General features: G+C 37.9%; 20 protein-coding genes, 2 tRNA genes and 1 other annotated feature. Of the genes, 4 read left to right on the top strand and 18 right to left on the bottom strand.

Annotated elements, in window-relative coordinates; translation table 11 throughout:
* Window positions 1-133: 133 nt before the first annotated feature.
* The 10 genes from H6F32_RS04655 to rplS form a co-directional block, all read right to left on the bottom strand.
* Window positions 134-2,272 (bottom strand): caspase family protein, encoded by a 2,139-nt coding sequence (locus H6F32_RS04655; RefSeq protein ID WP_190368173.1) that lies wholly within the window; start codon window positions 2,270-2,272, stop codon window positions 134-136.
* Between the two features lie 179 nt (window positions 2,273-2,451).
* Window positions 2,452-3,630, bottom strand: coding sequence for a sulfate adenylyltransferase (gene sat, locus H6F32_RS04650; protein ID WP_190368172.1), 1,179 nt, complete (start codon window positions 3,628-3,630; stop codon window positions 2,452-2,454).
* Between the two features lie 395 nt (window positions 3,631-4,025).
* On the bottom strand, window positions 4,026-4,418 hold the full coding sequence (gene rplL / locus H6F32_RS04645; RefSeq protein WP_190368171.1) for a 50S ribosomal protein L7/L12: 393 nt from the start codon (window positions 4,416-4,418) through the stop codon (window positions 4,026-4,028).
* 82 nt (window positions 4,419-4,500) lie between these two features.
* Complete coding sequence (gene rplJ / locus H6F32_RS04640; protein WP_190368170.1) at window positions 4,501-5,046, bottom strand: 50S ribosomal protein L10; 546 nt, start codon at window positions 5,044-5,046, stop codon at window positions 4,501-4,503.
* A 47-nt stretch (window positions 5,047-5,093) separates the two neighbouring features.
* Window positions 5,094-5,269: a sequence feature (ribosomal protein L10 leader region), on the bottom strand.
* A 46-nt stretch (window positions 5,270-5,315) separates the two neighbouring features.
* Complete coding sequence (gene rplA / locus H6F32_RS04635) at window positions 5,316-6,032, bottom strand: 50S ribosomal protein L1 (RefSeq protein WP_190368169.1); 717 nt, start codon at window positions 6,030-6,032, stop codon at window positions 5,316-5,318.
* A 118-nt stretch (window positions 6,033-6,150) separates the two neighbouring features.
* Window positions 6,151-6,576 carry a 50S ribosomal protein L11 gene (rplK, locus tag H6F32_RS04630; RefSeq protein ID WP_190368168.1) on the bottom strand — a complete coding sequence of 142 codons (426 nt, stop codon included), beginning with the start codon at window positions 6,574-6,576 and terminating at the stop codon, window positions 6,151-6,153.
* A 6-nt stretch (window positions 6,577-6,582) separates the two neighbouring features.
* Entirely contained in the window at window positions 6,583-7,215 is a 633-nt protein-coding gene (nusG, locus tag H6F32_RS04625; RefSeq protein WP_190368167.1) for a transcription termination/antitermination protein NusG, read from the bottom strand.
* Complete coding sequence (secE, locus tag H6F32_RS04620; RefSeq protein ID WP_190368166.1) at window positions 7,215-7,436, bottom strand: preprotein translocase subunit SecE; 222 nt, start codon at window positions 7,434-7,436, stop codon at window positions 7,215-7,217. The genes nusG and secE overlap by 1 nt, the downstream gene beginning before the upstream one ends.
* 203 nt (window positions 7,437-7,639) lie before the next feature.
* Window positions 7,640-7,712, bottom strand: a tRNA-Trp gene (locus H6F32_RS04615).
* A gap of 157 nt (window positions 7,713-7,869) precedes the next feature.
* Complete coding sequence (gene rplS, locus H6F32_RS04610) at window positions 7,870-8,232, bottom strand: 50S ribosomal protein L19 (protein ID WP_190368165.1); 363 nt, start codon at window positions 8,230-8,232, stop codon at window positions 7,870-7,872.
* Between the two features lie 235 nt (window positions 8,233-8,467).
* Here rplS and H6F32_RS04605 point away from each other — a divergent pair, with 235 nt between their 5' ends.
* Together H6F32_RS04605 and H6F32_RS04600 are read left to right on the top strand one after the other, a co-directional pair.
* Window positions 8,468-9,610 carry an AI-2E family transporter gene (locus H6F32_RS04605; RefSeq protein WP_190368164.1) on the top strand — a complete coding sequence of 381 codons (1,143 nt, stop codon included), beginning with the start codon at window positions 8,468-8,470 and terminating at the stop codon, window positions 9,608-9,610.
* A 328-nt stretch (window positions 9,611-9,938) separates the two neighbouring features.
* Complete coding sequence (locus H6F32_RS04600; RefSeq protein ID WP_199294478.1) at window positions 9,939-10,409, top strand: DUF29 domain-containing protein; 471 nt, start codon at window positions 9,939-9,941, stop codon at window positions 10,407-10,409.
* Window positions 10,410-10,525: 116 nt separating this feature from the next.
* On the opposite strand, the gene H6F32_RS04595 is transcribed toward H6F32_RS04600, so the two are convergent.
* Window positions 10,526-10,879, bottom strand: a complete 354-nt coding sequence (locus H6F32_RS04595; protein WP_190368163.1) for a HepT-like ribonuclease domain-containing protein — start codon at window positions 10,877-10,879, stop codon at window positions 10,526-10,528.
* Between H6F32_RS04595 and H6F32_RS20875 the strand changes: the two genes are divergently transcribed.
* Window positions 10,839-10,964: a hypothetical protein gene (locus H6F32_RS20875; protein ID WP_277875041.1), complete on the top strand. Its 126-nt coding sequence runs from the start codon at window positions 10,839-10,841 to the stop codon at window positions 10,962-10,964. The two genes, H6F32_RS04595 and H6F32_RS20875, sit on opposite strands and share 41 nt — an antisense overlap.
* On the opposite strand, the gene H6F32_RS04590 is transcribed toward H6F32_RS20875, so the two are convergent.
* A tRNA-Thr gene (locus H6F32_RS04590) sits at window positions 10,956-11,027 on the bottom strand. The two genes, H6F32_RS20875 and H6F32_RS04590, sit on opposite strands and share 9 nt — an antisense overlap.
* Window positions 11,028-11,473: 446 nt before the next feature.
* On the opposite strand from H6F32_RS04590, the gene H6F32_RS04585 reads away from it, so the two are divergent.
* Complete coding sequence (locus H6F32_RS04585; protein WP_190368162.1) at window positions 11,474-13,231, top strand: caspase family protein; 1,758 nt, start codon at window positions 11,474-11,476, stop codon at window positions 13,229-13,231.
* 61 nt (window positions 13,232-13,292) lie between these two features.
* Here H6F32_RS04585 and H6F32_RS04580 read toward each other — a convergent pair whose 3' ends face one another.
* From H6F32_RS04580 to H6F32_RS04555, 6 genes are all read right to left on the bottom strand, one after another.
* The gene (locus H6F32_RS04580; protein WP_190368161.1) at window positions 13,293-14,885 is read right to left on the bottom strand and encodes a glycoside hydrolase family 57 protein; all 1,593 of its coding nucleotides are present in this window, start codon (window positions 14,883-14,885) and stop codon (window positions 13,293-13,295) included.
* 524 nt (window positions 14,886-15,409) lie between these two features.
* Window positions 15,410-16,489 carry a small ribosomal subunit biogenesis GTPase RsgA gene (rsgA, locus tag H6F32_RS04575; RefSeq protein ID WP_190368160.1) on the bottom strand — a complete coding sequence of 360 codons (1,080 nt, stop codon included), beginning with the start codon at window positions 16,487-16,489 and terminating at the stop codon, window positions 15,410-15,412.
* On the bottom strand, window positions 16,486-16,743 hold the full coding sequence (locus tag H6F32_RS04570) for a sulfurtransferase TusA family protein (RefSeq protein WP_190368159.1): 258 nt from the start codon (window positions 16,741-16,743) through the stop codon (window positions 16,486-16,488). The genes rsgA and H6F32_RS04570 overlap by 4 nt, the downstream gene beginning before the upstream one ends.
* 6 nt (window positions 16,744-16,749) lie before the next feature.
* Window positions 16,750-17,886 (bottom strand): molecular chaperone DnaJ, encoded by a 1,137-nt coding sequence (gene dnaJ, locus H6F32_RS04565; RefSeq protein WP_190368158.1) that lies wholly within the window; start codon window positions 17,884-17,886, stop codon window positions 16,750-16,752.
* Window positions 17,887-18,341: 455 nt separating this feature from the next.
* Window positions 18,342-20,156: a molecular chaperone DnaK gene (gene dnaK / locus H6F32_RS04560; RefSeq protein WP_190368157.1), complete on the bottom strand. Its 1,815-nt coding sequence runs from the start codon at window positions 20,154-20,156 to the stop codon at window positions 18,342-18,344.
* Between the two features lie 56 nt (window positions 20,157-20,212).
* Window positions 20,213-20,386, bottom strand: a complete 174-nt coding sequence (locus H6F32_RS04555) for a hypothetical protein (RefSeq protein WP_190368156.1) — start codon at window positions 20,384-20,386, stop codon at window positions 20,213-20,215.
* Between the last annotated feature and the right edge of the window lie 86 nt (window positions 20,387-20,472).

Here is a 20,472-nt window from a genome sequence, read left to right as displayed (position 1 = left end):
AGATAGTTCTTCCTCATCAGTATCCACTTTATCAGCTTTTTCCTCTTTTGTCAAGGAGTTAAATTTTTCGCGTCGCTCATTTTAAGCTCTTTTAAGTGAATTTGTGAAAGAAAGCTAATAGATGAAAGCTAAATTAAATCACTTGAAAAGTAAAATTAAAACTGGCCCAATTATTAGTATTAAGAATATAGGAATCTGGAACAGATATATTAAAATTATCTTGATGTAAGTCTTGAAGTAATGCTTGAGCGACTTCTAAAGGGTTAGATAAAGGACTAAGAGGTTGTTGATCTGTGGTAGAATATTTAGCGATAGCTAATTTTTTTAATGTTTGTGTAAAAGGAGTGGTGCTGAGGATAATTTGATGTTGACAAAATGTTGGTCTTGTGGGAACTGACCAACCTGTGATAGTGTCATTATGAGGTATTTTCAAAGTTTCTTGGGGAGGAATGATAACTTCCATAAGTTGAGGTTTGTTGGTAATAGGATCAGGAATTTGCCAGGGATAAAAAGCGATGGGATGATTATTATGTATGCCGAATAGTAGCAGATAAAGGGGGCGATCGCTAAAATTTTCAATACCATATTGTAGTATACTTCCTGCATTTACTGTAGGAATATTGATGCCCAAATAACTGAATTTCCTATGATTTTTTTTCTGAGTTTGAGAATTATTGAGAAAATTATGGATAGCGTTGATAATAGTTTCTTGTTGAAAAACAACACGAGGAACGATATCATTAATGATGGATAAAGTTACTCTTATAGGTATTTGTGAACTACTAGTATTTTCGGTAAGTTGCCATAATTTTGCAGCTAGAAGAGTAGAAAATGTAGGAGTTAAGCGTTGGATAGCTAATTTTATTGCTTCTCCACTGTCTCCAGCAGTATTAGTAATTAATTCTCCTGCCAAGGAAAATATACCATAGCGAGTAGGTATTTGTGGTAATTTAGCAAATAGATAATCTGGTATTTCTTCTGTGGTTAAAATATTAGCAGTTTTGTTAATACTTGCCAAGGCGCTGGTAGCATCTACTTTTTCAATTCGTTCCAAATTAGTATCTAAGGCAAGGGTTAAATGAATATTTCGGGGTAAGATGCGGATAGTTTCTGTTACTGTTTGTCCTTTTTCTGGTAATTTAGAAGTTTCCTTGTTTGGCAGTTGAGTTTTAGCTATTAAACCGTTACGAGTGCGGATAATTAATTCTGTTCCTGTATCCAAAGTTAATCGAGAATTGACATTATAATAAGGTAAGATTTGAGGTGGTAAACCTCCCAACCATAATGTGATAGTTTTACCATCATCTTCGATATTTTTGACTATGCCTGCGCTGGGTAAATTTTGTAAAGGAAAATAATTATGAATTAAGTTATTATCAATATTTTGATGTTCAATATCTAAAGTAGGTTGTTGTTTTGCTCCTAGTTTGTACATGGAAGTTGTAACATGGGAGAAAAAAGTTTGTACAGTTTGTAGTGGGGTAATTTCCCATAGATATTGAGTGAGTGCGTAGGTAAATAAACCTGCACTCCAGTTAGAAAATACTAATTCTGCTGCTGGTTGAGTGATAGAGGATGTAGGATGAACAATGAGAGGATGATTAATAGGTGATATAGTATTTTTAGGACTATTAGGACTATTAAAGAAGTCTATTTCTGTTGATGATAACTTAGCGTTGGGGATAAGGGGACGAGTGCGAATTTTTAAAGTTGATGGTTTTAATTCTGTGGGATAATCATAACTTGTATCTAAGATAGCTGTGACATTTTGACTAGTGAGCGATCGCAATGGGAATAATATGTGTTCTAATAATAAGTAATTAAGAGTTTCTTGATCTTGGAGATTTTTCTCATCATAGGGGATGATAGCATTTTGTAATGTATCTAAACCCAAATTAATTTTAGTACCATAGCCACTAAAGTGGAAAATTACAATATCTTCTGGTTTAACTTGTTTAGTGAGATGATCAAAAAAAGCTGATGCAATAAACTTTTTACTAGCCTGTTCATCTGTTAAGGTTAAAATATTGGATGATAAAAAACCAAAACGATTAATTAATAGTTCTTTTTGTAATTCTACATCATTAACACAACCATTTAAAATAGGACTTTGGGGATATTGATTAATACCTATTAATAATGCTAATTTACGTGAAGTAGACTGAGCTAATGCTTGGGAATAAAGATTTCCTAACGTAAAAAATTCAGCTTGAGACAGTCCTAAAGCTGTGACTAAAAAACTAATTTGTTGTAAAAATTTACGTCGTTTCATTAGGAGGTTAGGGTTTCATAATTATTTAGCCGTAGTAAAGTAGTTGCAAATTTAGTGAATGGATAGGGAGAGGTTTTGTAAATAATTTGTTGATTCAATTTATTGATAATTGAGTTACAAATTAGTTACAATTACTTCATGAACCTGCCCCTAAAAAAATTGTAATTGTCAATTGTTAATTATACTAACACGGGAGTACGCATAGCGCGGATTAATTCTGCTGCTACTTCTGGACGAGAAAATTCTGGTGGTGGTAGTTCTCCGCGTCGCAACATTTCTCTTACCTTTGTACCAGATAGATGTACCCGTTCTTCAGGTTTACTGGGGCTGGTTTTAGTGGTAGCCATTTGGTTTGTGCGCTTACAATAGAAAGCGTGTTCAAACTTCATGGGTACTATACCTAGTTCTTCGGGTTCAAATTCATCAAATATATATTGTGCGTCATAAGTGCCGTAATAGTCACCTACACCAGCATGATCTCTACCAACTATAAAATGTGTACAACCGTAATTTTTACGTACTAACGCATGAAAAATAGCTTCCCTTGGTCCTGCATAACGCATAGCGGCAGGGTTAATAGCCAAAATTACTCTATCTGCGGGATAATAGTGTTCTAGTAATATTTCATAGCAGCGCATCCGTACATCGGCGGCGATATCATCTTCTTTGGTAGCGCCCACTAAAGGATGTAAAAACAACCCATCTACAGTTTCTAAAGCGCATTTTTGAATGTATTCATGAGCGCGGTGGATGGGGTTACGGGTTTGGAAACCAACGATAGTTTTCCAGCCTTTTTCTCGGAACATTTGCCGAGATGCTGAGGGATCTATTTGATATGTGGGAAAATACGGATGTTGATCACGTTGTAACAACCAGATATCGCCTGCGAGGTTAACAGAACCTTGGTTATAAACCACTTGTACGCCGGGATGTTTGCTATCATCTGTGCGGTAAACTTGAATTGCTTCTAGTTGTTTGTTGTAGTGATATTTTTCAGTAAGTTCTAATACACCGATATATTCCCCGTTAGGGTTATCGAGACGTACTAGGCTGCCTATTTCCAATGGTGCAGCTACTTCTTCTGTCACAGATAGTGTAATAGGAATTGACCAAACAATACCGTTAGCTAAACGCATTTCTGCAACTACTCGGTGATAGTCGGCTTGGTTCATAAAGCCTTTGAGGGGACTAAAACCGCCAATAGCGATCATTTCCAAGTCAGAAACAGCACGTTCGTCAAGTGTCACTCGTGGTAAGAAGTCAGCTTTGGAGATAAATAGTTCTCTTTGGGCTGAGGAAGCGATACGGTTTATTAACTCTCCGCCGTGGGGGGCGATGGCCTCTGGTTGGTAACTCAACGTAATTTTTCCCTAATAATTGTTGCGAACTATGTACTAATTTATCAAATTGTTTGCACAAATAGTTAAATTTTTATAAATTTTATGTGGGAAGTGCGGTGTATTGATAGATGAAGGCTGAATACTTAGAAACAAGTTCCCTGTTCCTTAAAACTAAAAAAGTCTGTAAGTTACTAGCTTAGTAAATGCGGTCTTGACGAATTAGAGTATGAAATGGAAAAGTTACAAAAATGAAAATCTTACTCTTGTGTACCTGAAGTGTCTCTGCGTGAAACTTTGATCATACCCTTAATCAGCAATGCCGTAAATGCTATATCAAAAAAAGGAGTCTTGATAGACTCCTAAAATTAATATGATTAGTATTTGATAGATAGATAATAACCAAAAACTATCAATTACTTGATAACTACCTTACCACCAGCTTCTTCAATACGTTTCTTAGCATCCTCAGCAGCTTCCTTAGCCATACCTTCCTTGATAGGTTTAGGAGCAGCTTCTACGAGGTCTTTAGCTTCTTTTAAGCCTAAACCAGTGATTTCACGAACAATTTTGAGAACTGCAATTTTCTTATCAGCAGGTACAGAATCCAGAATAACATCAAATTCGGTCTTTTCTTCGACAGCTTCAGGTGCAGCACCGGCGCCGGGAGCGGCCATCATCATCATACCACCAGCAGGAGCAGCAGCGCTAACACCAAAAGCCTCTTCAATTTGCTTAACTAGTTCAGATGCTTCTAATAAGGTCAAGGATTTTAACTGTTCTAAAATGCTATCGGTTGCAGCAGACATGGATATAACTCCTAATAATGTTGATTTGTTTTTACGAACTTGTTCTTTGATAAGGAATCATTGAAGAAGAGGTAAATATAACCTATTCAGCAGATTCGGTTTTACCTGTTTCACCATCAGCGACGGCTTGAATACCACGCGCCAAAGAACTGGGAACTTCTTTGATACCAACAGCGACTTTGGTGGCCAAAGCGTTGATAGCTCCTGCAATTTGCGCCATGAGTTGTTCTTTGGATGGTAAGTCTCCTAAAGCCTTAATATCAGCTTCTTTGAGGAGACGGCCTTCCATTACGCCACCACGAATTTCTGTTTTCTTGGAGGCTTTTTGGAATGCTTGGTAGGCTTTAATTGCCGATGAAAAGTCTTCTGGTACTAACACAAATGCCGAAGAGCCACTAAGCAATTCTGACATTGGTTGCCATTTTTCATCATCTTTGATGGCAATGCCCATTAAGGTGTTTTTTGTCACCTTACACACAGCACCACTAGGACGTAATTGCCTACGTAGGTCTGTGATTTCCGCTACAGTTAGCCCCTGATAATCAATGACTACTGCTAAACTAGAGTGACTCAAAGTTTCCTTGAGTTCAGCTACTATTTCTTGTTTGTTTTCTAACGTTCTACCCATTTTCCTTTCACCTCCAGGGGCAAAAACCACCTCTCACGTTACCATTGACCATCAACAATTAACCCCAGTCTTATGGACCGGGGTGGGAGATAAGTAATTTTTTACAGAGTAATTATCACAATGTTAAAAATAACTGAGATAAATTAGCAATTAAAATTACTACCTCGGCAGGATGTTTAAACTAGATAGTCCCTGCTGTCTCCGGCTGTTTATTGGCTGTTTATTTAATTTTTCGTGATGGGTAGATGATCTGAATAATTACCTCAGACCTACGCAACTTCACTTACTTTCAAATCACGCAACGCGCTAACATCTACAGCAATTGAAGGACCCATTGTGGCGGATACATATACTGTTCGCCAATAACGGCCTTTAGCACCTGAAGGACGGTTACGGTCAATAGACTCTTGTAACGCTTTGAGATTAATCAATAAATCTTCAGGAGTGAAGGCTGCTTTACCAAACATAACATGAACTATGCCTGTGCGATCAGCACGATATTCTAGTTTACCAGCTTTAAATTCAGCGATCGCTGCGGCAATATCAAATGTTACTGTACCACCTTTTGGTGATGGCATTAAACCTCTAGGACCCAACAATTTACCCAATTTTGCTACTTGGGGCATGACATCAGGGGTAGCAATGAGCTTGTCGAAGTCCATCATGCCTTTTTGAATTTGGTCAATGAGTTCTTCTGAACCTACTATATCTGCACCTGCGTTAGAGGCTTCTGTAACTTTTTCACCTCTAGCAATTACTGCTACGCGCACAGTCTGCCCGGTTCCTTTGGGCAATACCACTGTTGTTCGTAGTTGTTGGTCTGTATATTTGGGATCAATACCTAACCGAATATGTGCTTCCGCTGCTTCAGGAAATTTAGCTGTGGCTGTTTCTTTGAGCAGGTTTAAAGCCTCTAAAGGCGAGTAAGCTCTATCTTCTACTTTTTCTAGTAACGCCCGCAAACGACGTGACACTTTTTTGGCCATTGGTTACTCCTGGGGTGATCTCGAAGTAGTACTTCTCCCCCGATACAATTTTAAATTTTAGATTTTCTGAGATTAATCTGTTACTTGTAACTTTTTTACTGTTACCTGTCAACTGTTACTAATCTGTGATGGTTACACCCATGTTTTTTGCTGTTCCTTCCACAATTTTCATTGCTGCGTCAACGTCGTTAGCGTTGAGGTCTGGAAGTTTAGTTTGGGCTATTTCTCGCAATTGGGTTCTGGTAATACTACCCACTTTTTTCTTATTGGGTTGTTCCGAACCGCGTTCTATTTTCGCTGCTTTGCGAATTAATACTGATGCTGGAGGTGTTTTCAGTACAAAGGTAAAACTCCGGTCTTCATATACGGATATTTCCACCGGAATGACCATACCAGCTTGGTCGGCTGTTTTGGCGTTATACTCTTTGCAGAACATCATGATGTTCACACCATGTTGACCCAGTGCTGGACCAACTGGTGGTGCTGGGTTGGCTTTTCCAGCATTCAGCGCCAGTTTAATGACCGCTACTACTTTCTTCGCCATTTTGATTTAGCTCTGTTTTTGTACCTGATTAAATTCCAATTCTACTGGTGTATCTCGTCCAAAGATTGAGAGTAGAGCTTTTAGTTTACTCCTTTCTGGGGACACTTCGATCACCTCGCCTTCAAAATCTTTGAATGGACCAGAAAGCACTAATATCTTATCACCTGTAGCCATATCTATTTTGACTACTGGTTCTTGTTCCAGGGTTTGTTTAAATATTCGTTCTACTTCTGAATGACTTAGGGGTAGTGGTTTGACGTGACCACGACCTCTTGCTGTACCACGTTTTTGCTCTGCACCGACAAAGTTAATGACGTGGGTGGTATTTCTGACTACTTGCCAGGTGTCATCACTCATAATCATCCGAACTAACACATAACCAGGGAATACTTTTTCTTCTGTATGTTGACGAGTACCATCTTTGCGGATTTTCACTGCGGGGGTGTGGGGAATTTCCACTTGGATGATTTTATCAGCTACATCAAAACTTTGAATACGTTGTTCTAAGTTCGTCTTCACGCGCTTTTCACATCCAGATGCTACTTGCACTGCATACCACCGCGCTTCTTTTAGGGGTGTACCTAGTGGTGCTTCTGTGGATGATTCTATATTGCGTGGTTCATCTGTTGCAGAATTCATCAGAACACCTGTCTTGCTGCCCAACCAAAGAGTGCATCAACTAAGTAGATCAAAGAGGCGGAAAGTGTTACCATTAGCAATACTGCGGCTGATTCGCTTACCAACTGTTGCCGACTAGGCCACACTACTTTTTCTAGTTCTTCTTTTGAACCTTGAATGAAGTTGTTTAAACTAAACCCAGTGGCTGTTTCTGGCATTTCTGCCTCGCTTTTTTTTACCATAGTGGTGATCCTCCCGCTTTTTAACTTTGCCTTACTTTGTGATTTTTCTGATTAGTTTACAGCTTTAATTTGATTTAGTTGGCTACAAGAAAGCTGCACTTTAAATTGCTCTTAGTTAAAAAATAATTATACCCGAAATAATCAACGCTGCTGTTTTGTCAGTGGCGTTTTTGCTTCGGGGTATATTTTTTTTGGCTTTTGAGCGCGCCCTGGAGGACTTGAACCCCCGACATCAGGTTTTGGAGACCTGCGTTCTACCAACTGAACTAAGAGCGCACAGGCTGTTCTTGTTTTTTTGGTAACAATGATTGTGGTGAACTTTCTTTAGTTTATCACAATTGTTTCTTGATTGTAAACTATTTTTTTGATTTTGTCAAGTTAGCGGCTAAAGCCGCTTACCATCTGGGTTTTGCTGTTATTTGACTTTGATGATTTATAGAGCGCGGTCGAATCTTTGTTTAATTCTGGTGGCTTTACCAACGCGATCGCGTAAATAATACAGTTTAGCACGTCTAACTTTACCACGTCTTAATACTTGAATAGTTTCGATGCGGGGGGAGTGTAGTAAGAAGACTCGCTCTACGCCTACACCTTGAAAAACGCGACGAACTGTAATTGTTTCGTTGATGCCTCCGTTACGTTTGGAGATGACTACACCTTCGTAGGGTTGGACGCGGTATTTGTTGCCTTCTTTGATTTTCACGCCTACTTTAACGGTATCACCAACGTAGATGGTGGGTAAATTGGTCTTTAAATGTTCCGCTTCTATAGAACGGATTATTTCTTGCGCGTTCATTGTTTTACTAGTTTTTGCTAATGTGGGAAAAAAAACTGACAATCACTAATTGTAGATCATAAGTTGGTAAAATGGAAGGAGTTCAAAGAGTCAGGATATGGAGGAGTCACCAATTAACAATTTCCTCCTCACACTCCAAACTCCACACTGCAAATAAAAAATATTGCTACTGATAAAAAGACAAACAACGTTAAAATAAGGATTACAAGTTTATTGATAGTGCAATTAGCTAAAAATGCAGACACGCAAGCTATTTGATTGGTGGCAGACTCTTACACCTATAGCACAAACTGGGGCGATCGCTCTGTTGGCTCCCCTATTAGTTCTCAATGCTTGGGCTATATCTGCTATCTTTGACTATTTCCATTCTCTGATAGTTATTTTAGTTGGGGCTTCTGTACTGGCTTTTCTACTCAACTACCCGGTAAGTTGGATGGAAAAACAAGGTGCTAAACGGGAACAGGTAGCTATTTTAGTATTCTTAATCGCTTTATCTATTTTATTAGCTCTGGCTATTACTCTATTACCTTTAGCTTTGACTCAGGCACAACAGTTAGTGGCGAGATTACCGGAGTTAATTGATTCGGGACGTTCTCAACTGATGATACTCAATAGTAGAGCAGAAAATCTGGGTTTACCCATAAATCTTGATGCCTTAGCTACACAAATTAATGATCGCGTTAAAGGACAGTTACAAGCTATTGCTGGACAAGTCTTAAATCTTGCTGTAGTTACATTTACTAGTTTATTAGATTTTCTACTAACTATGGTGTTAACTTTCTACTTATTACAGCATGGAGAAGAACTTTGGCAAAGTTTAGTAGATTGGCTACCTGCTAGGTTTCGATTAGCTTTCTCTAAGACGGTACGTTTAAGTTTTCAAAATTTCTTTATTACACAATTAATTTTATCCACCTGTATGGCCTCGGCTTTAATACCTGCATTTTTATGGTTAAAAGTACCCTATGGTCTATTATTTGGGTTAAGTATCGGTCTTATGGCACTTATTCCTTTTGGCGGTTCTGTGGGCATTGCTTTAACTACGTTGTTAGTGTCTTTACAGGATGTTTGGATGGGTGCTAGAGTTTTAGGTGCGGCTGTGATAGTACAGCAAATTCTGGAAAATATCATTGCACCGCGTATTTTAGGCAGTTTTACAGGTTTAAACCCGGTATGGATTTTAATTTCTGTTCTGACTGGGGCTAGAATAGGCGGGCTTTTAGGTGTAGTGGTGGCAGTTCCCTGTGCTGTAGTAATAAAAAGTATTATTATTGCCATTCGTCCTGATTTGCAGCAATTAGAAGCGGTAGAAACTACCAATAATGTTAATATAGAAGAGTCCTCAACAATCAAGGCAAATAATTTAAGCGTTTATTAGGAAAGTTCACAGAAAGATCCCCGACTTTTTGAAGAAGTTGGGGATTTCAACAATAGCATTGCTATAGTTAATTAAAATTAACGATTATGAACTACAAATCTCCCTGTACTGGGCAAGTAAAATCAACAGATTCTGTTAAACAAAGATGATTATCATGTTTATATTATAAGTGTTTTTACGTGATAATGGCAATAAGATCCCGGACTTCTTAAAGAAGTCCGGGATCTGGAAGACCGCTTTTTACTCTCGTTTGTAGTAAAATAAATGTAGCAAGGTAATGACAAGCTAAATTACCTTTGTCTTAATCACCTGTAACCTGTAACATATTATGATAATTAAACATCTTTACGAAAATGATTTTCAGGTTTGGATTGATGCGACAATTGAGAACTTGAAAAATGGTGAATTTCAATCACTGGATGTAGAAAATTTGATTGAGGAATTAACAAACTTGGGAAAATCAGAAAAAAATGCTTTAAAAAGTAATCTGATGATTTTATTAGCTCATTTATTAAAGTTAAAAGTTCAATTTGATGCTCCCGATACTATGAAAATGAGTTGGTATAACTCGGTTATTGAACATCGTCAACGAATTTTGAATAGTTTAGAAGATACTCCATCTTTAAAAAGTTCTCTTGCTGAATTAATTGATAAAGCATATTCTCCAGCTTGTAAATTAGCTATTAAAGAAGGTAAATTTGCTGCTTTTGGTGTGCGTATTCCTGATGAAAGTGAATATCCTTTAACTTGTCCATTTTCTGTGGAACAAATATTAAATGAAGATTTTTATGGTTTATAATTTCATACAAAATTTAGCCATAAAAAATTTAGTCGGTTTTAGACAGGGAATTTATTCCCTGGCTAATGCTGGTTAATAATAGAATAGAATTATAATAACTTCCTGGCAACATCAGCTTATTCTCTTGTTTCATTTTGTAGTAATTGTTCAAGTTCAATTATTAATTCAGGAAGATTATTTTGAATTGTATTCCAAATGATTTTTAAGTTTACCTGAAAATATTCATGGGCAATTGCATTTCTCATATCTCCTATTACTCTCCAGGGAACTTGCGGATAACAAGATTTAATATCACTGGGAATATTCATTACTGCTTCACCAATTACGACAAAATCATACAGAATTGCTTTCATTAATATATCATTTTGTGCAAATTCATTAAAAGTCATTCCTGCTGTATAACGCTGAATGCTTTTATTAGAATTAACGATGGCAGAGAAAAACAGACCATTAATTAACGAATTACTCATGCAAATGGGTAAACATCCAGAAATTGAAACCTGGCGACAAAAAGGTAAACATCCCACAACAAATTTTTATTATACAAGCCGATGATGGGATTTGAACCCACGACCTGCTGATTACGAATCAGCTGCACTACCACTGTGCTACATCGGCAATAATAATCACCAAGCCATTATAACATAATTGATTCAATTTGTAACTCTCATACAAAAAACTTCATAAATATCCGATCACAGGTCAGCAAAATTAATAAACCTGTACTATTGTTGTCTGATCTGGAATCTGATATACTTAGAAATTATGCAAGTGTCACACTAAAAAATCTGTTGTAGGGTAAGTTAGATATCAACAATTTGGTTATTTACATGATTTATACTGTCTGATGTGGTTGGTGAGCTTGTCGAACCACAGCCTACCAATGTGCCAGTTGCGTAAGTCCTGATATTGCCAAGTAGACAACCGATCAACAGCATGGTACTAACTAACTAGGTTGACTTAACAGTGAAAACCAAAAAAAGTTAGATAAAATAAAGGTTGTAGCACTCATTTATAGATTATCTGCTATATTTTCCACTCATAACAAACAAGACTATACAACGATGGTAAACTATTGGGCGATCGCCATCGGTATTAATCAATATCAATTATTCCAGCCTTTGAGTTGTACTGAAGCCGATGCAGAAGCTATTAAAGAGTATTTAGTCAATGTTGCGGGTTTTCCTCCCCAAAACTGCCTATTAATGACTAATACTTCTGTACCAATACAAGATGAATCCACTTTTCCTACTAAGGAGAACATTGTACAGTGGATGGAAAAATTGGTTGCCTGTTGCCAACCACAGGACTATCTCTGGTTATTTTTTAGCGGTTATGGTGTAAATTATCAAAATAAAGATTATTTAATGCCAGTGGATGGCAACCCAGAGCAAATTGTAGAAACGGGGATTGAATTGCGATCGCTGATGCACAGTATACACCTGAGTGGTATCAAATCCCTATTTATTTTTGATATTAACCGAGCTTTTGGTACTCAAGCAGATGCACCGGTGGGAGCAGAAATTATTGCTATTGCCGAAGAATTACAGCAAAGTGCTATTATTTCCTGTCAACCAGAGGAATTTTCCCACGAAAGCACAGAATTAGGCCACGGGTTTTTTACAGCCGCTTTATTAGAAGGTTTACACTGTGATCAGGGTTATAATTTTTCAGAGTTAGCCCATTATCTCACTGATCTTACTCCTAAACTCTGTCAACATCATTGGCGACCTTTACAACATCCAGTTACATTTGTTCCTAGTCCCCAACCTGCTATTTTACCAGTAATTTCGGTAGATACAGACTCCCAAGCGGTAATATTTCCTGAAGAAAGTTTTGCCACAGCTGTTACTGCTGCACCTCAACCAGTGGCAGTTTTGGAAACTATTATTAATCCTACCATTACTCCTGCTCATAACTTACCAATTGAAGAACTAAACAAAAATGGGAATGATAAAACCTTAGTAAATTCTCCAGAAGCAACTACCAATAAGCGATATATCCCTAAAGTCACGGAAACTAACATTTCTACCTCAACAAAGAATCTCCCCATCTGGCAACAATTTATGATTTGGGGTGGTGGTAGTATGACTATAGTAGCGATTTTAGCAACTTTTGTTTTACGTAATCCTAGATTATTCCGTATTTTTTCCACTACTCCCTCTCATACTGCTAACATTCAATTACAAGCTACTCCAAATGCTGAAAATACTACTAGTGGTGGGAATAACCGCGAAAAAGCTATTTTAGAACTGGAGAAAATGTCTCTACGTGCTACTCAAGTTAGTGATCTAACTGTGGCCATTATCACAGCTAAAAAGGTACAACCGGAACAACCTTTGTATGAACAAGCTCAAGAAAATATTCAGGTATGGAGTCAAATAATTTTGGAGTTAGCTGAAGAGAAAGCGCGAAAAGAAGATTATCAAGGTGCAATTTCGGCTGTTGAAGTAATTACACAGGAACAATCTTTATATAATCAGGTACAGACTGCCATAGAAAAGTGGAAGACAGCAGAGAAGCAATTTATTAGCAACAAAACACTTTTAGACGCAGCCAAAAAATTAATTATACCAGGACAAGCATCTAGTTATAATCGTGCCATTGCACTGGCCAAAAAGATACCCAAAGGACAACCAGGGTTTGAAAATGCTCAAATTTCCATCAATGGATGGAGTGAAGCTATTTTAGAACTAGCTAAAGCGCGGGCAATACAGAAAGATTTTGCGTCAGCGATCGCTACTGCTGCGTTAGTTCCAGATGTTACCATTGCCTATGATGATGCTCAAGATGCCATTAAAAAATGGCAACAACAGAAATAACCAGTAGGGGTTTAGCACTAGCACTGCTAAACCCAAAGATCAGAATGTGTGAAAAATAGGCTTAAAAAGCGGGACGATAAACACGATAGTTAATATTGGGGAAAATATTATCCATCAACTCCACCTTCTCTAACCAACCACTATCAATTTTACGCAGTTTGATATCATCATACAACTTATTTAGTCTGGTTAAGTGCGATCGGGTTCTTCTTACAGCATAGGGTACCATTGTCCCAGTTCGCATAATAAAAGCCCAATCAGAAGACTGTGCTAATAATAACTCACGGGCAGCCTGATTTAACGCTCTCCATTGTAATTCGTCCTCTGGTTCGAGTTTAGCAATTTCAATCATTCTTTCAGCACCTTTATGTAAATGCTGATAAATCCAAGCATTAGTATCATTTAACCAATATTCATGAAATCCCTTATAACCCCAACTTGATTGAGATGGACGACATACTTGTTGAGTAGGATTAGCCCTCAAATAGTCTGCTAAATGGGTCATTTGATATGTATTTTGATCATACCAAGATTTACGGAACAGATAATCAATAAACCAAGGACCTTCATACCACCAATGACCGAATAATTCTGCATCATAAGGTGATACAATAATAGGTGGACGACCCATAATGCTGTTTAAATGGCTTGCTTGCTGTTCTCTATTATACATAAAGTTAGCAGCGTGTTCAGCGGCTTTTTCCTTTGCCCAGTAAGGATCATATAATGCCTTATCCGAGAGACCTAAACCACGTCCAGTAATTTTATGATATTTAATTCCAGTATTTTTACGTTGTCCATTGGGCATAACATAAGGCTTAATATATTCGTATTCAGCCTCCCAACCCAAATCTTTATAAAACTCTCGGTATTCAGCAGCACCAGGATAACCTACTTCTGATGACCATACTTGTTGAGAAGATTCATGATCTCTTCCAAAAGCTGCTACACCTGTTTCTGTGAAAATTGGCGCGTAACTACCAAATCGCGGACGGGGACGAGCATATAATATACCATGACCATCTGTGAGAAAATAACGAATACCAGCATCCGCTAACATTCTCTCTACACCTTCATAATAAGCACATTCTGGCAACCAAATTCCTCTGGGGGGTTTTCCAAAGGTTTCCTGATAATGTTCTGCTGCTACTTGAATTTGTGCCCATACTGCTTCTGGGTACATTTTCATCAATGGTAAGTAACCATGAGTTGCACCACAGGTAATAATTTCTAAATTACCAGAATCTTGAAATTGTTTAAAGGCGGTTACTAGGTCAGCATTGTACTTTTCCCAAATTTGACGAGCTTCATTAAATTCTTTGGCGTAGTATTCGGCTAAATAACGCAAATGCCCATTATGAATATTGCGCTCACATTCTAACTCTATTAGTTCTTCTAGTTGCGATAAATGCGCTTCATATCTTTCTTGTAGCAGAGGATCACGTAACATAGACACCAAAGGAGGTGTCATACTCATAGTCAGTTTGAAATCTATATTATCTTGCTTTAAGCCTTCAAATACTTTCAATAAGGGAATGTAAGTTTCTGTAATGGCTTCATATAGCCATTCTTCTTCCAACACATAATCACTTTCTGGATGACGTACAAAAGGAAGATGGGCATGGAGTACAAGTGCGACGTAACCTTTAGACATAGTTTTGTTTTTTATTGGATAGGTTGAAGCGCGAAACTTTGGAGAATTTAACAATATTTTAAGATCATACCGGATTTGTGGTGATCTGGATCAGGATTTTTCCAGATGTTATTGTGGTTGCGATATGGGAATGTTTTCTGAATCAGGATCTCCAGGATGTGGGGATTTTCAGGATGTTTGTCTGAATCAGGATGTTAAAAACAAAGTATATCGTATTATAAGTTGGCACGAAAAGTTTAACACAGTTGAAAAAATAATAAAAAAAGTCAAATCAGCTGATGTGCAGCACTCACTGTATAACTAAAAAACCTAAAATTACCGTAGTGCGAGCATCTTGCTTGCATCTATTATCTAAATTAAAAGCACAACAGCTTAATATCAATTCTCTCGAATCGAATAATATTAATTTACAAAATCCATCACAAATTCCTGATAATCAAACATCCTGTAAATCCTTTAAATCCTTAAATTTTCAATATCCTGATTCTGACAATTAAACATTCTATAAGTCCTAATTTAGAAAATTACTCCTCACTTTCTGTATAAAAATTTTGGATATTTTGCACTTGTACACGACGAGAAATACGGCGATATTTTTTACTTTCTAATTTGGGTTCATATTTATTCTCTCCTTTTCCCTTGGTTTTTAGTTTTAAGGTTGATTCAGGATCAGTTTGTTGTTTAATATAGGTTTGATGGGCGATCGCGTCATCCAAAAATTCTAAATAATGTTCATATCTTTCCCAATCATCACCGACAATACAATTAGGTTCATCTCGATGTAAACAATCACTAAACCGACAATTTGCACTTTCTAAGCGTTTTCTAGCTTCAGGAAAATAGTAAATTAATTCTTCTGGAGTACAATGTAAATCAGGTTGGTTAAAACCGGGAGTATCGGCTAATAAACCACCGCTAGGTATTTCAAATAATTCTACATGACGAGTGGTATGACGACCTTTAGCCAATTTACCAGAAACTTCTCCTACACGCAAATTAATATTAGGAATGAGCATATTTATTAAACTAGATTTTCCCACACCAGAAGGACCTGCAATTACAGTAATCTTATCATGTAAATGATCAGCGACTTCGCCAATATTAATATTATTTTGTACACTAATAAATATAGGCTTATAACCCCAATTAATTAGGCGATCGCCGATTTTTTGTTTTTCTTCCTCATCAATTAAATCGCATTTATTTAAACACAAAATCACATCTATTCCTGTAGATTCTGCTTTAATTAAAAAGCGACTTAATTGTATAGGTTCTAGAGGTGGATCAGCCACCGCAAATACTAATAAAATTTGATTAACATTTGCGATCGCTGGTCTATCTAGCACACTTTCACGGTTTAAAACCTCAGATATAGCCCCTCTACCACCTAACCAGTCTGGTTCTTGTACAATTACGCGATCGCCCACCATTACCTGTTGTCCAATTTTTTTTAACCTAGTGCGGCGAGTGCAAAGTAACACAGGAGGTTTAACATTATTTAGTATAGGAGAAGGAAGTAACTGCTCCTCTCCTAAATCATGTAACTGTACGCGGTAGAAATTAGCCTGTACAGCTAAAACCGTTCCTTGTAAATTACTGTTCATGTAGTCGTACCCAAACGACGCACAAACAAAGCGAAATATTGGCAGCAGTCCGTGATTTGTTCTACTTGAAAACCAGCCATAGTCAGACTATCAGGTACTTGTTCAATAGGTTCACCACCATCCAACCATACTTCCAGTAAAGCCCCTGGTGACATTTGTTCCAGACGTAACTTTGTCCGCACAAAATTAATAGGGCAGGGAGTACCGCGTAAATCTAAGTGAGCATCAGGAGTTAATACAGAAGACATACTCATTTAATCTCATTTAAAAATACTACCCAAGAAACCTTCTATACCGCCCTTACCAGTGCGATCGCCCTTAATTTTAGCTAATTTTTCCAGTAATTCCCGTTCCTCCGCCGTGATCTTAGTAGGAATATCAATTAACACCGTCAGCAAATGATCACCGCGACTAACAGAATTACCCAAACGAGGCACACCGCGATTTTCCAACTTCATAATAGTACCTGGTTGAGTACCTGCAGGGATAATTAACTCTACCAGACCATCAACAGTATCCACCTCCAAACGACAGCCTAAAATGGCTTGTAGATAGCTAACTTTAATTTCCGAGATGATATTAATACCCTCTCGATGGAAATGTGCATCTTCATTGACAAACAAGTAAACATATAAATCACCAGGTGGACCGCCTCTTTGTCCTGCATCACCTTCTTGAGAAATGCGTAAACGAGTCCCATTATCCACACCAGCAGGGACATTTATTTTTAACTTCTTCGTCACCTGATTTGATCCCTTGCCACCACAAGCATCACACTTATCTTCCACCACAGATCCAGTGCCATCACAGGTAGGACAAGTAGAAACCTGAGTAAAACTCCCAAAGGGAGTTCTAGTCACTCTTCTTACCTGACCTGAACCGCCACAAGTACCACAGGTTTTTGCCCTAGTTCCGGCCTTAGCACCTGAACCACCACAGACCTCACAAGTTTCTAAATGGGAGATGCGAATTTCCTTTTCTCCACCAAAAATAGCCTCCCGAAAATCCAACTTCAGATCCAAGCGCAGATCATCTCCGCGTACAGGACCGCCGCGCCGTCTTTGTTGTTGAGATGGACCACCGACACCACCGCCGAAATTACTGAAAATACTTTCAAAAATATCCGCAAAACCGCCCATATCGCCCATATCTTGGAAACCACCACCAGCAGCAGCACCAGATACACCGGCTTCGCCAAAGCGGTCATAACGAGCGCGTACTTCTGGCTCTGAAAGTACCTCATAAGCGCGGTTAATTTCTTTAAATTTTTCTTCCGCTCCGGCTTCTTTGTTCACATCTGGATGATACTTCCGAGCCAGACGGCGGTAAGCCTGTTTAATTTGTTCTTTGTCGGCATCACGAGGGACACCCAGAGTTTCATAATAATCGCGGGACATATAGCAAAGGTAAAATTTAGATGGAAACAGAAGTAGCTAAGATAGGAACTAAGTTAGTCCAAGAAAACATTTAAGGTTTTGTTAATAATCTATTGTAACAGATAGTTGTTAACCCAGCAAATATTAGTAAAATCGAACAATCACTGTATGAGAATTACGGATTCCTTACTGCTGAAAGCTATAACTTTTCTAATTGTGCTGTTTAGATGCGAAAAAACCCAGACTTTGAACAGAAGAACTAACCGAATTATTAAATGGGGAAAATACCCTGTTGACTTTTCAAATAGTATATGATAATTAGAGGATAAGGAGATCAAGGGTCGGTACTTCAAGGAGTTTTTGGATTTGAAAATTTTGATTTCTCACACTGAAAACCCTTGCAACCTCCTTCTGTGTTTATCAGCCTCAAACCTTTACCTTTAATTTATCTATATTTTGCATCTATTCACCAACCCCTATCTATAGACATCCGCACCAATAGCAAATAGAGTTTCTTGGAATTCCTCCAGAATATTTCTTAATTTAGCTGGAGCAATACTAGGATTAATCATAGCCATTTGCAATTGTACTGCTTTTTTATCAGCCGTCTTAGTTAACTTTTCATCGAAGAGTCCAGCATTGTCGCGTAATGAATTGCGATAACTAATCAATAAATTATCACCTTGATTTTTTAGTTGTACTAGTTCTCGACGACGTTGATCTTCTTTACCATATAATTCTGCTTGTTTCCGCATATCTTCAATTTCATTGCTGCTTAATCCTCCTGTACTGGTAATACAGATGCTTTGTTCCCTATCAGTGCCTTTGTCCTTAGCAGCTACTTTCAGAATGCCATTAACATCAATTTCAAAAACCACTTCAATTTGTGGTATGCCGCGAGGTGCAGGGGGAATACCATTTAAGAGAAACTTGCCTAAAGACTTATTGTCTTGGGCCATAGCTCTTTCTCCTTGGAGAACATGAACCTCTACAGAGGTTTGGCCATCTACAGCCGTAGAAAATACCTGAGATTTACTTGTAGGAATGGTGGTATTGCGTTCAATAATTTTAGTGAATACTTCACCCAGGGTTTCCACTCCTAAAGATAGGGGTGTGACATCTAAAAGTAACAGAGATTTTAATTCTCCTCCTAACACTCCTGCTTGAATAGCTGCGCCTAAAGCCACCGCTTCATCAGGGTTTACGGATCGATCTAGCGTTTTTCCGTTGAAGAACTTAATTAATGCGTTTTGGATGGCAGGTATTCGAGTAGATCCGCCCACCAGGATAATTTTCTCAATTTGTTGAGGTGTGACATCGGCATCTTTCAAAACCATCATTAATGGTTCTATAGTTGCTTGAACTAAATCCTTAGTTAACTCTTCAAACTTGGTACGAAGTAATTCAATTTCTAAATGCTTTGGACCAGTTTGATCAGCTGTGATAAATGGTAAATTTATAGATGTGCTTTCTAAGGTAGATAATTCAACCTTGGCTTTTTCCGCGGCTTCTCGTAGCCGTTGCAAAGCCACTTTGTCATCGGCAATATTGATACCTTCATATTCCCAAAATTGTTGTGTAATCCATTTGACAATGGTATTATCAAAGTCATCTCCACCTAAATGGTTATTACCACAAGTGGCTTTAACTTCAAATACTCCATCTCCTATTTGGAGGATCGAAACATCAAATGTTCCCCCACCCAAGTCAAATACTAATATTAACTGTTCTTGATCTTGTTTATCTAAGCCAAAAGCTAAGGCAGCAGCAGTGGGTTCATTGATGATTCTTAACACTTCCAAACCAGCAATAGCACCTGCATCTTTAGTAGCTTGTCTTTGAGCATCGGTAAAGTATGCTGGTACGGTAATCACTGCTTTTGTTACAGTTTCGCCAAGAAAGTTTTCTGCATCTTTTTTGAGCTTTTGCAATACCATAGCGGAAATTTCCTGGGGTGTATAATTAATTCCTCTAACTTCCACATCAACGGTTTCATCCCGACCTTTTTTACAACTGTAGAGTATACGAGAGCGTTCTAATTCTGTATCTTCCCACCGTCTACCAATAAATCTTTTGATACTATAGATGGTGTTTTCTGCATTGGTTACAGACTGTCGTTTGGCTAATTGTCCCACTAGAGGATCACTGTTCTTACCAAAAGCAACAATACTAGGTGTCGTGCGTCCGCCTTCGGCGTTAAGAATTACTGTTGGTTGTCCAGCTTCTAATACGGCAACACAACTGTTAGTAGTACCTAGATCAATACCAATAACTTTTTCGACTTTTTCCATATTTCCATGCTGTATTCGTCTATGGTTAAATTATAGTTACCATGTACTTGAAACTTTCAGAAAGTTTTTTCGTTCTCTAAAACCCAACCCTGTAATTTACCTCCACTAAAAATGTTAGGACTTACGCACTGTACAAATTCACCATGATGTCCATGAACTAAAATCCCTCGCAGGCTCTTGCCGATTAACTTCCGATCAATAGCAATGCCTACGGCAAGGGAAGCTATCACTCAAAAATCATCAAAAAACCAAGTTAAAATCCTCCAAACCCATAGCCGATATTTAGTTGATTCTGTCAATGTGTAAGTCCTAGATG

This window comes from Anabaena sp. FACHB-1237 (genome assembly GCF_014696225.1).
Classification (GTDB): Bacteria; Cyanobacteriota; Cyanobacteriia; order Cyanobacteriales; family Nostocaceae; genus FACHB-1237.
Note: the sequence above shows the minus strand (reverse complement) of the source record. Positions and strands in the feature narration are given on the sequence as shown.

Coding starts and splice junctions, on each gene's coding strand:
- H6F32_RS04655 (WP_190368173.1), bottom strand. CDS start 2,272: ATGAAACGACGTAAATTTTTACAACAAATTAGTTTTTTAGTCACAGCT.
- rplL (WP_190368171.1), bottom strand. CDS start 4,418: ATGTCTGCTGCAACCGATAGCATTTTAGAACAGTTAAAATCCTTGACC.
- rplJ (WP_190368170.1), bottom strand. CDS start 5,046: ATGGGTAGAACGTTAGAAAACAAACAAGAAATAGTAGCTGAACTCAAG.
- rplA (WP_190368169.1), bottom strand. CDS start 6,032: ATGGCCAAAAAAGTGTCACGTCGTTTGCGGGCGTTACTAGAAAAAGTA.
- rplK (WP_190368168.1), bottom strand. CDS start 6,576: ATGGCGAAGAAAGTAGTAGCGGTCATTAAACTGGCGCTGAATGCTGGA.
- nusG (WP_190368167.1), bottom strand. CDS start 7,215: ATGAATTCTGCAACAGATGAACCACGCAATATAGAATCATCCACAGAA.
- secE (WP_190368166.1), bottom strand. CDS start 7,436: ATGGTAAAAAAAAGCGAGGCAGAAATGCCAGAAACAGCCACTGGGTTT.
- rplS (WP_190368165.1), bottom strand. CDS start 8,232: ATGAACGCGCAAGAAATAATCCGTTCTATAGAAGCGGAACATTTAAAG.
- H6F32_RS04605 (WP_190368164.1), top strand. CDS start 8,468: ATGCAGACACGCAAGCTATTTGATTGGTGGCAGACTCTTACACCTATA.
- H6F32_RS04600 (WP_199294478.1), top strand. CDS start 9,939: ATGATAATTAAACATCTTTACGAAAATGATTTTCAGGTTTGGATTGAT.
- H6F32_RS20875 (WP_277875041.1), top strand. CDS start 10,839: ATGGCAGAGAAAAACAGACCATTAATTAACGAATTACTCATGCAAATG.
- H6F32_RS04595 (WP_190368163.1), bottom strand. CDS start 10,879: ATGAGTAATTCGTTAATTAATGGTCTGTTTTTCTCTGCCATCGTTAAT.
- H6F32_RS04585 (WP_190368162.1), top strand. CDS start 11,474: ATGGTAAACTATTGGGCGATCGCCATCGGTATTAATCAATATCAATTA.
- H6F32_RS04580 (WP_190368161.1), bottom strand. CDS start 14,885: ATGTCTAAAGGTTACGTCGCACTTGTACTCCATGCCCATCTTCCTTTT.
- rsgA (WP_190368160.1), bottom strand. CDS start 16,489: ATGAACAGTAATTTACAAGGAACGGTTTTAGCTGTACAGGCTAATTTC.
- H6F32_RS04570 (WP_190368159.1), bottom strand. CDS start 16,743: ATGAGTATGTCTTCTGTATTAACTCCTGATGCTCACTTAGATTTACGC.
- dnaJ (WP_190368158.1), bottom strand. CDS start 17,886: ATGTCCCGCGATTATTATGAAACTCTGGGTGTCCCTCGTGATGCCGAC.
- dnaK (WP_190368157.1), bottom strand. CDS start 20,156: ATGGAAAAAGTCGAAAAAGTTATTGGTATTGATCTAGGTACTACTAAC.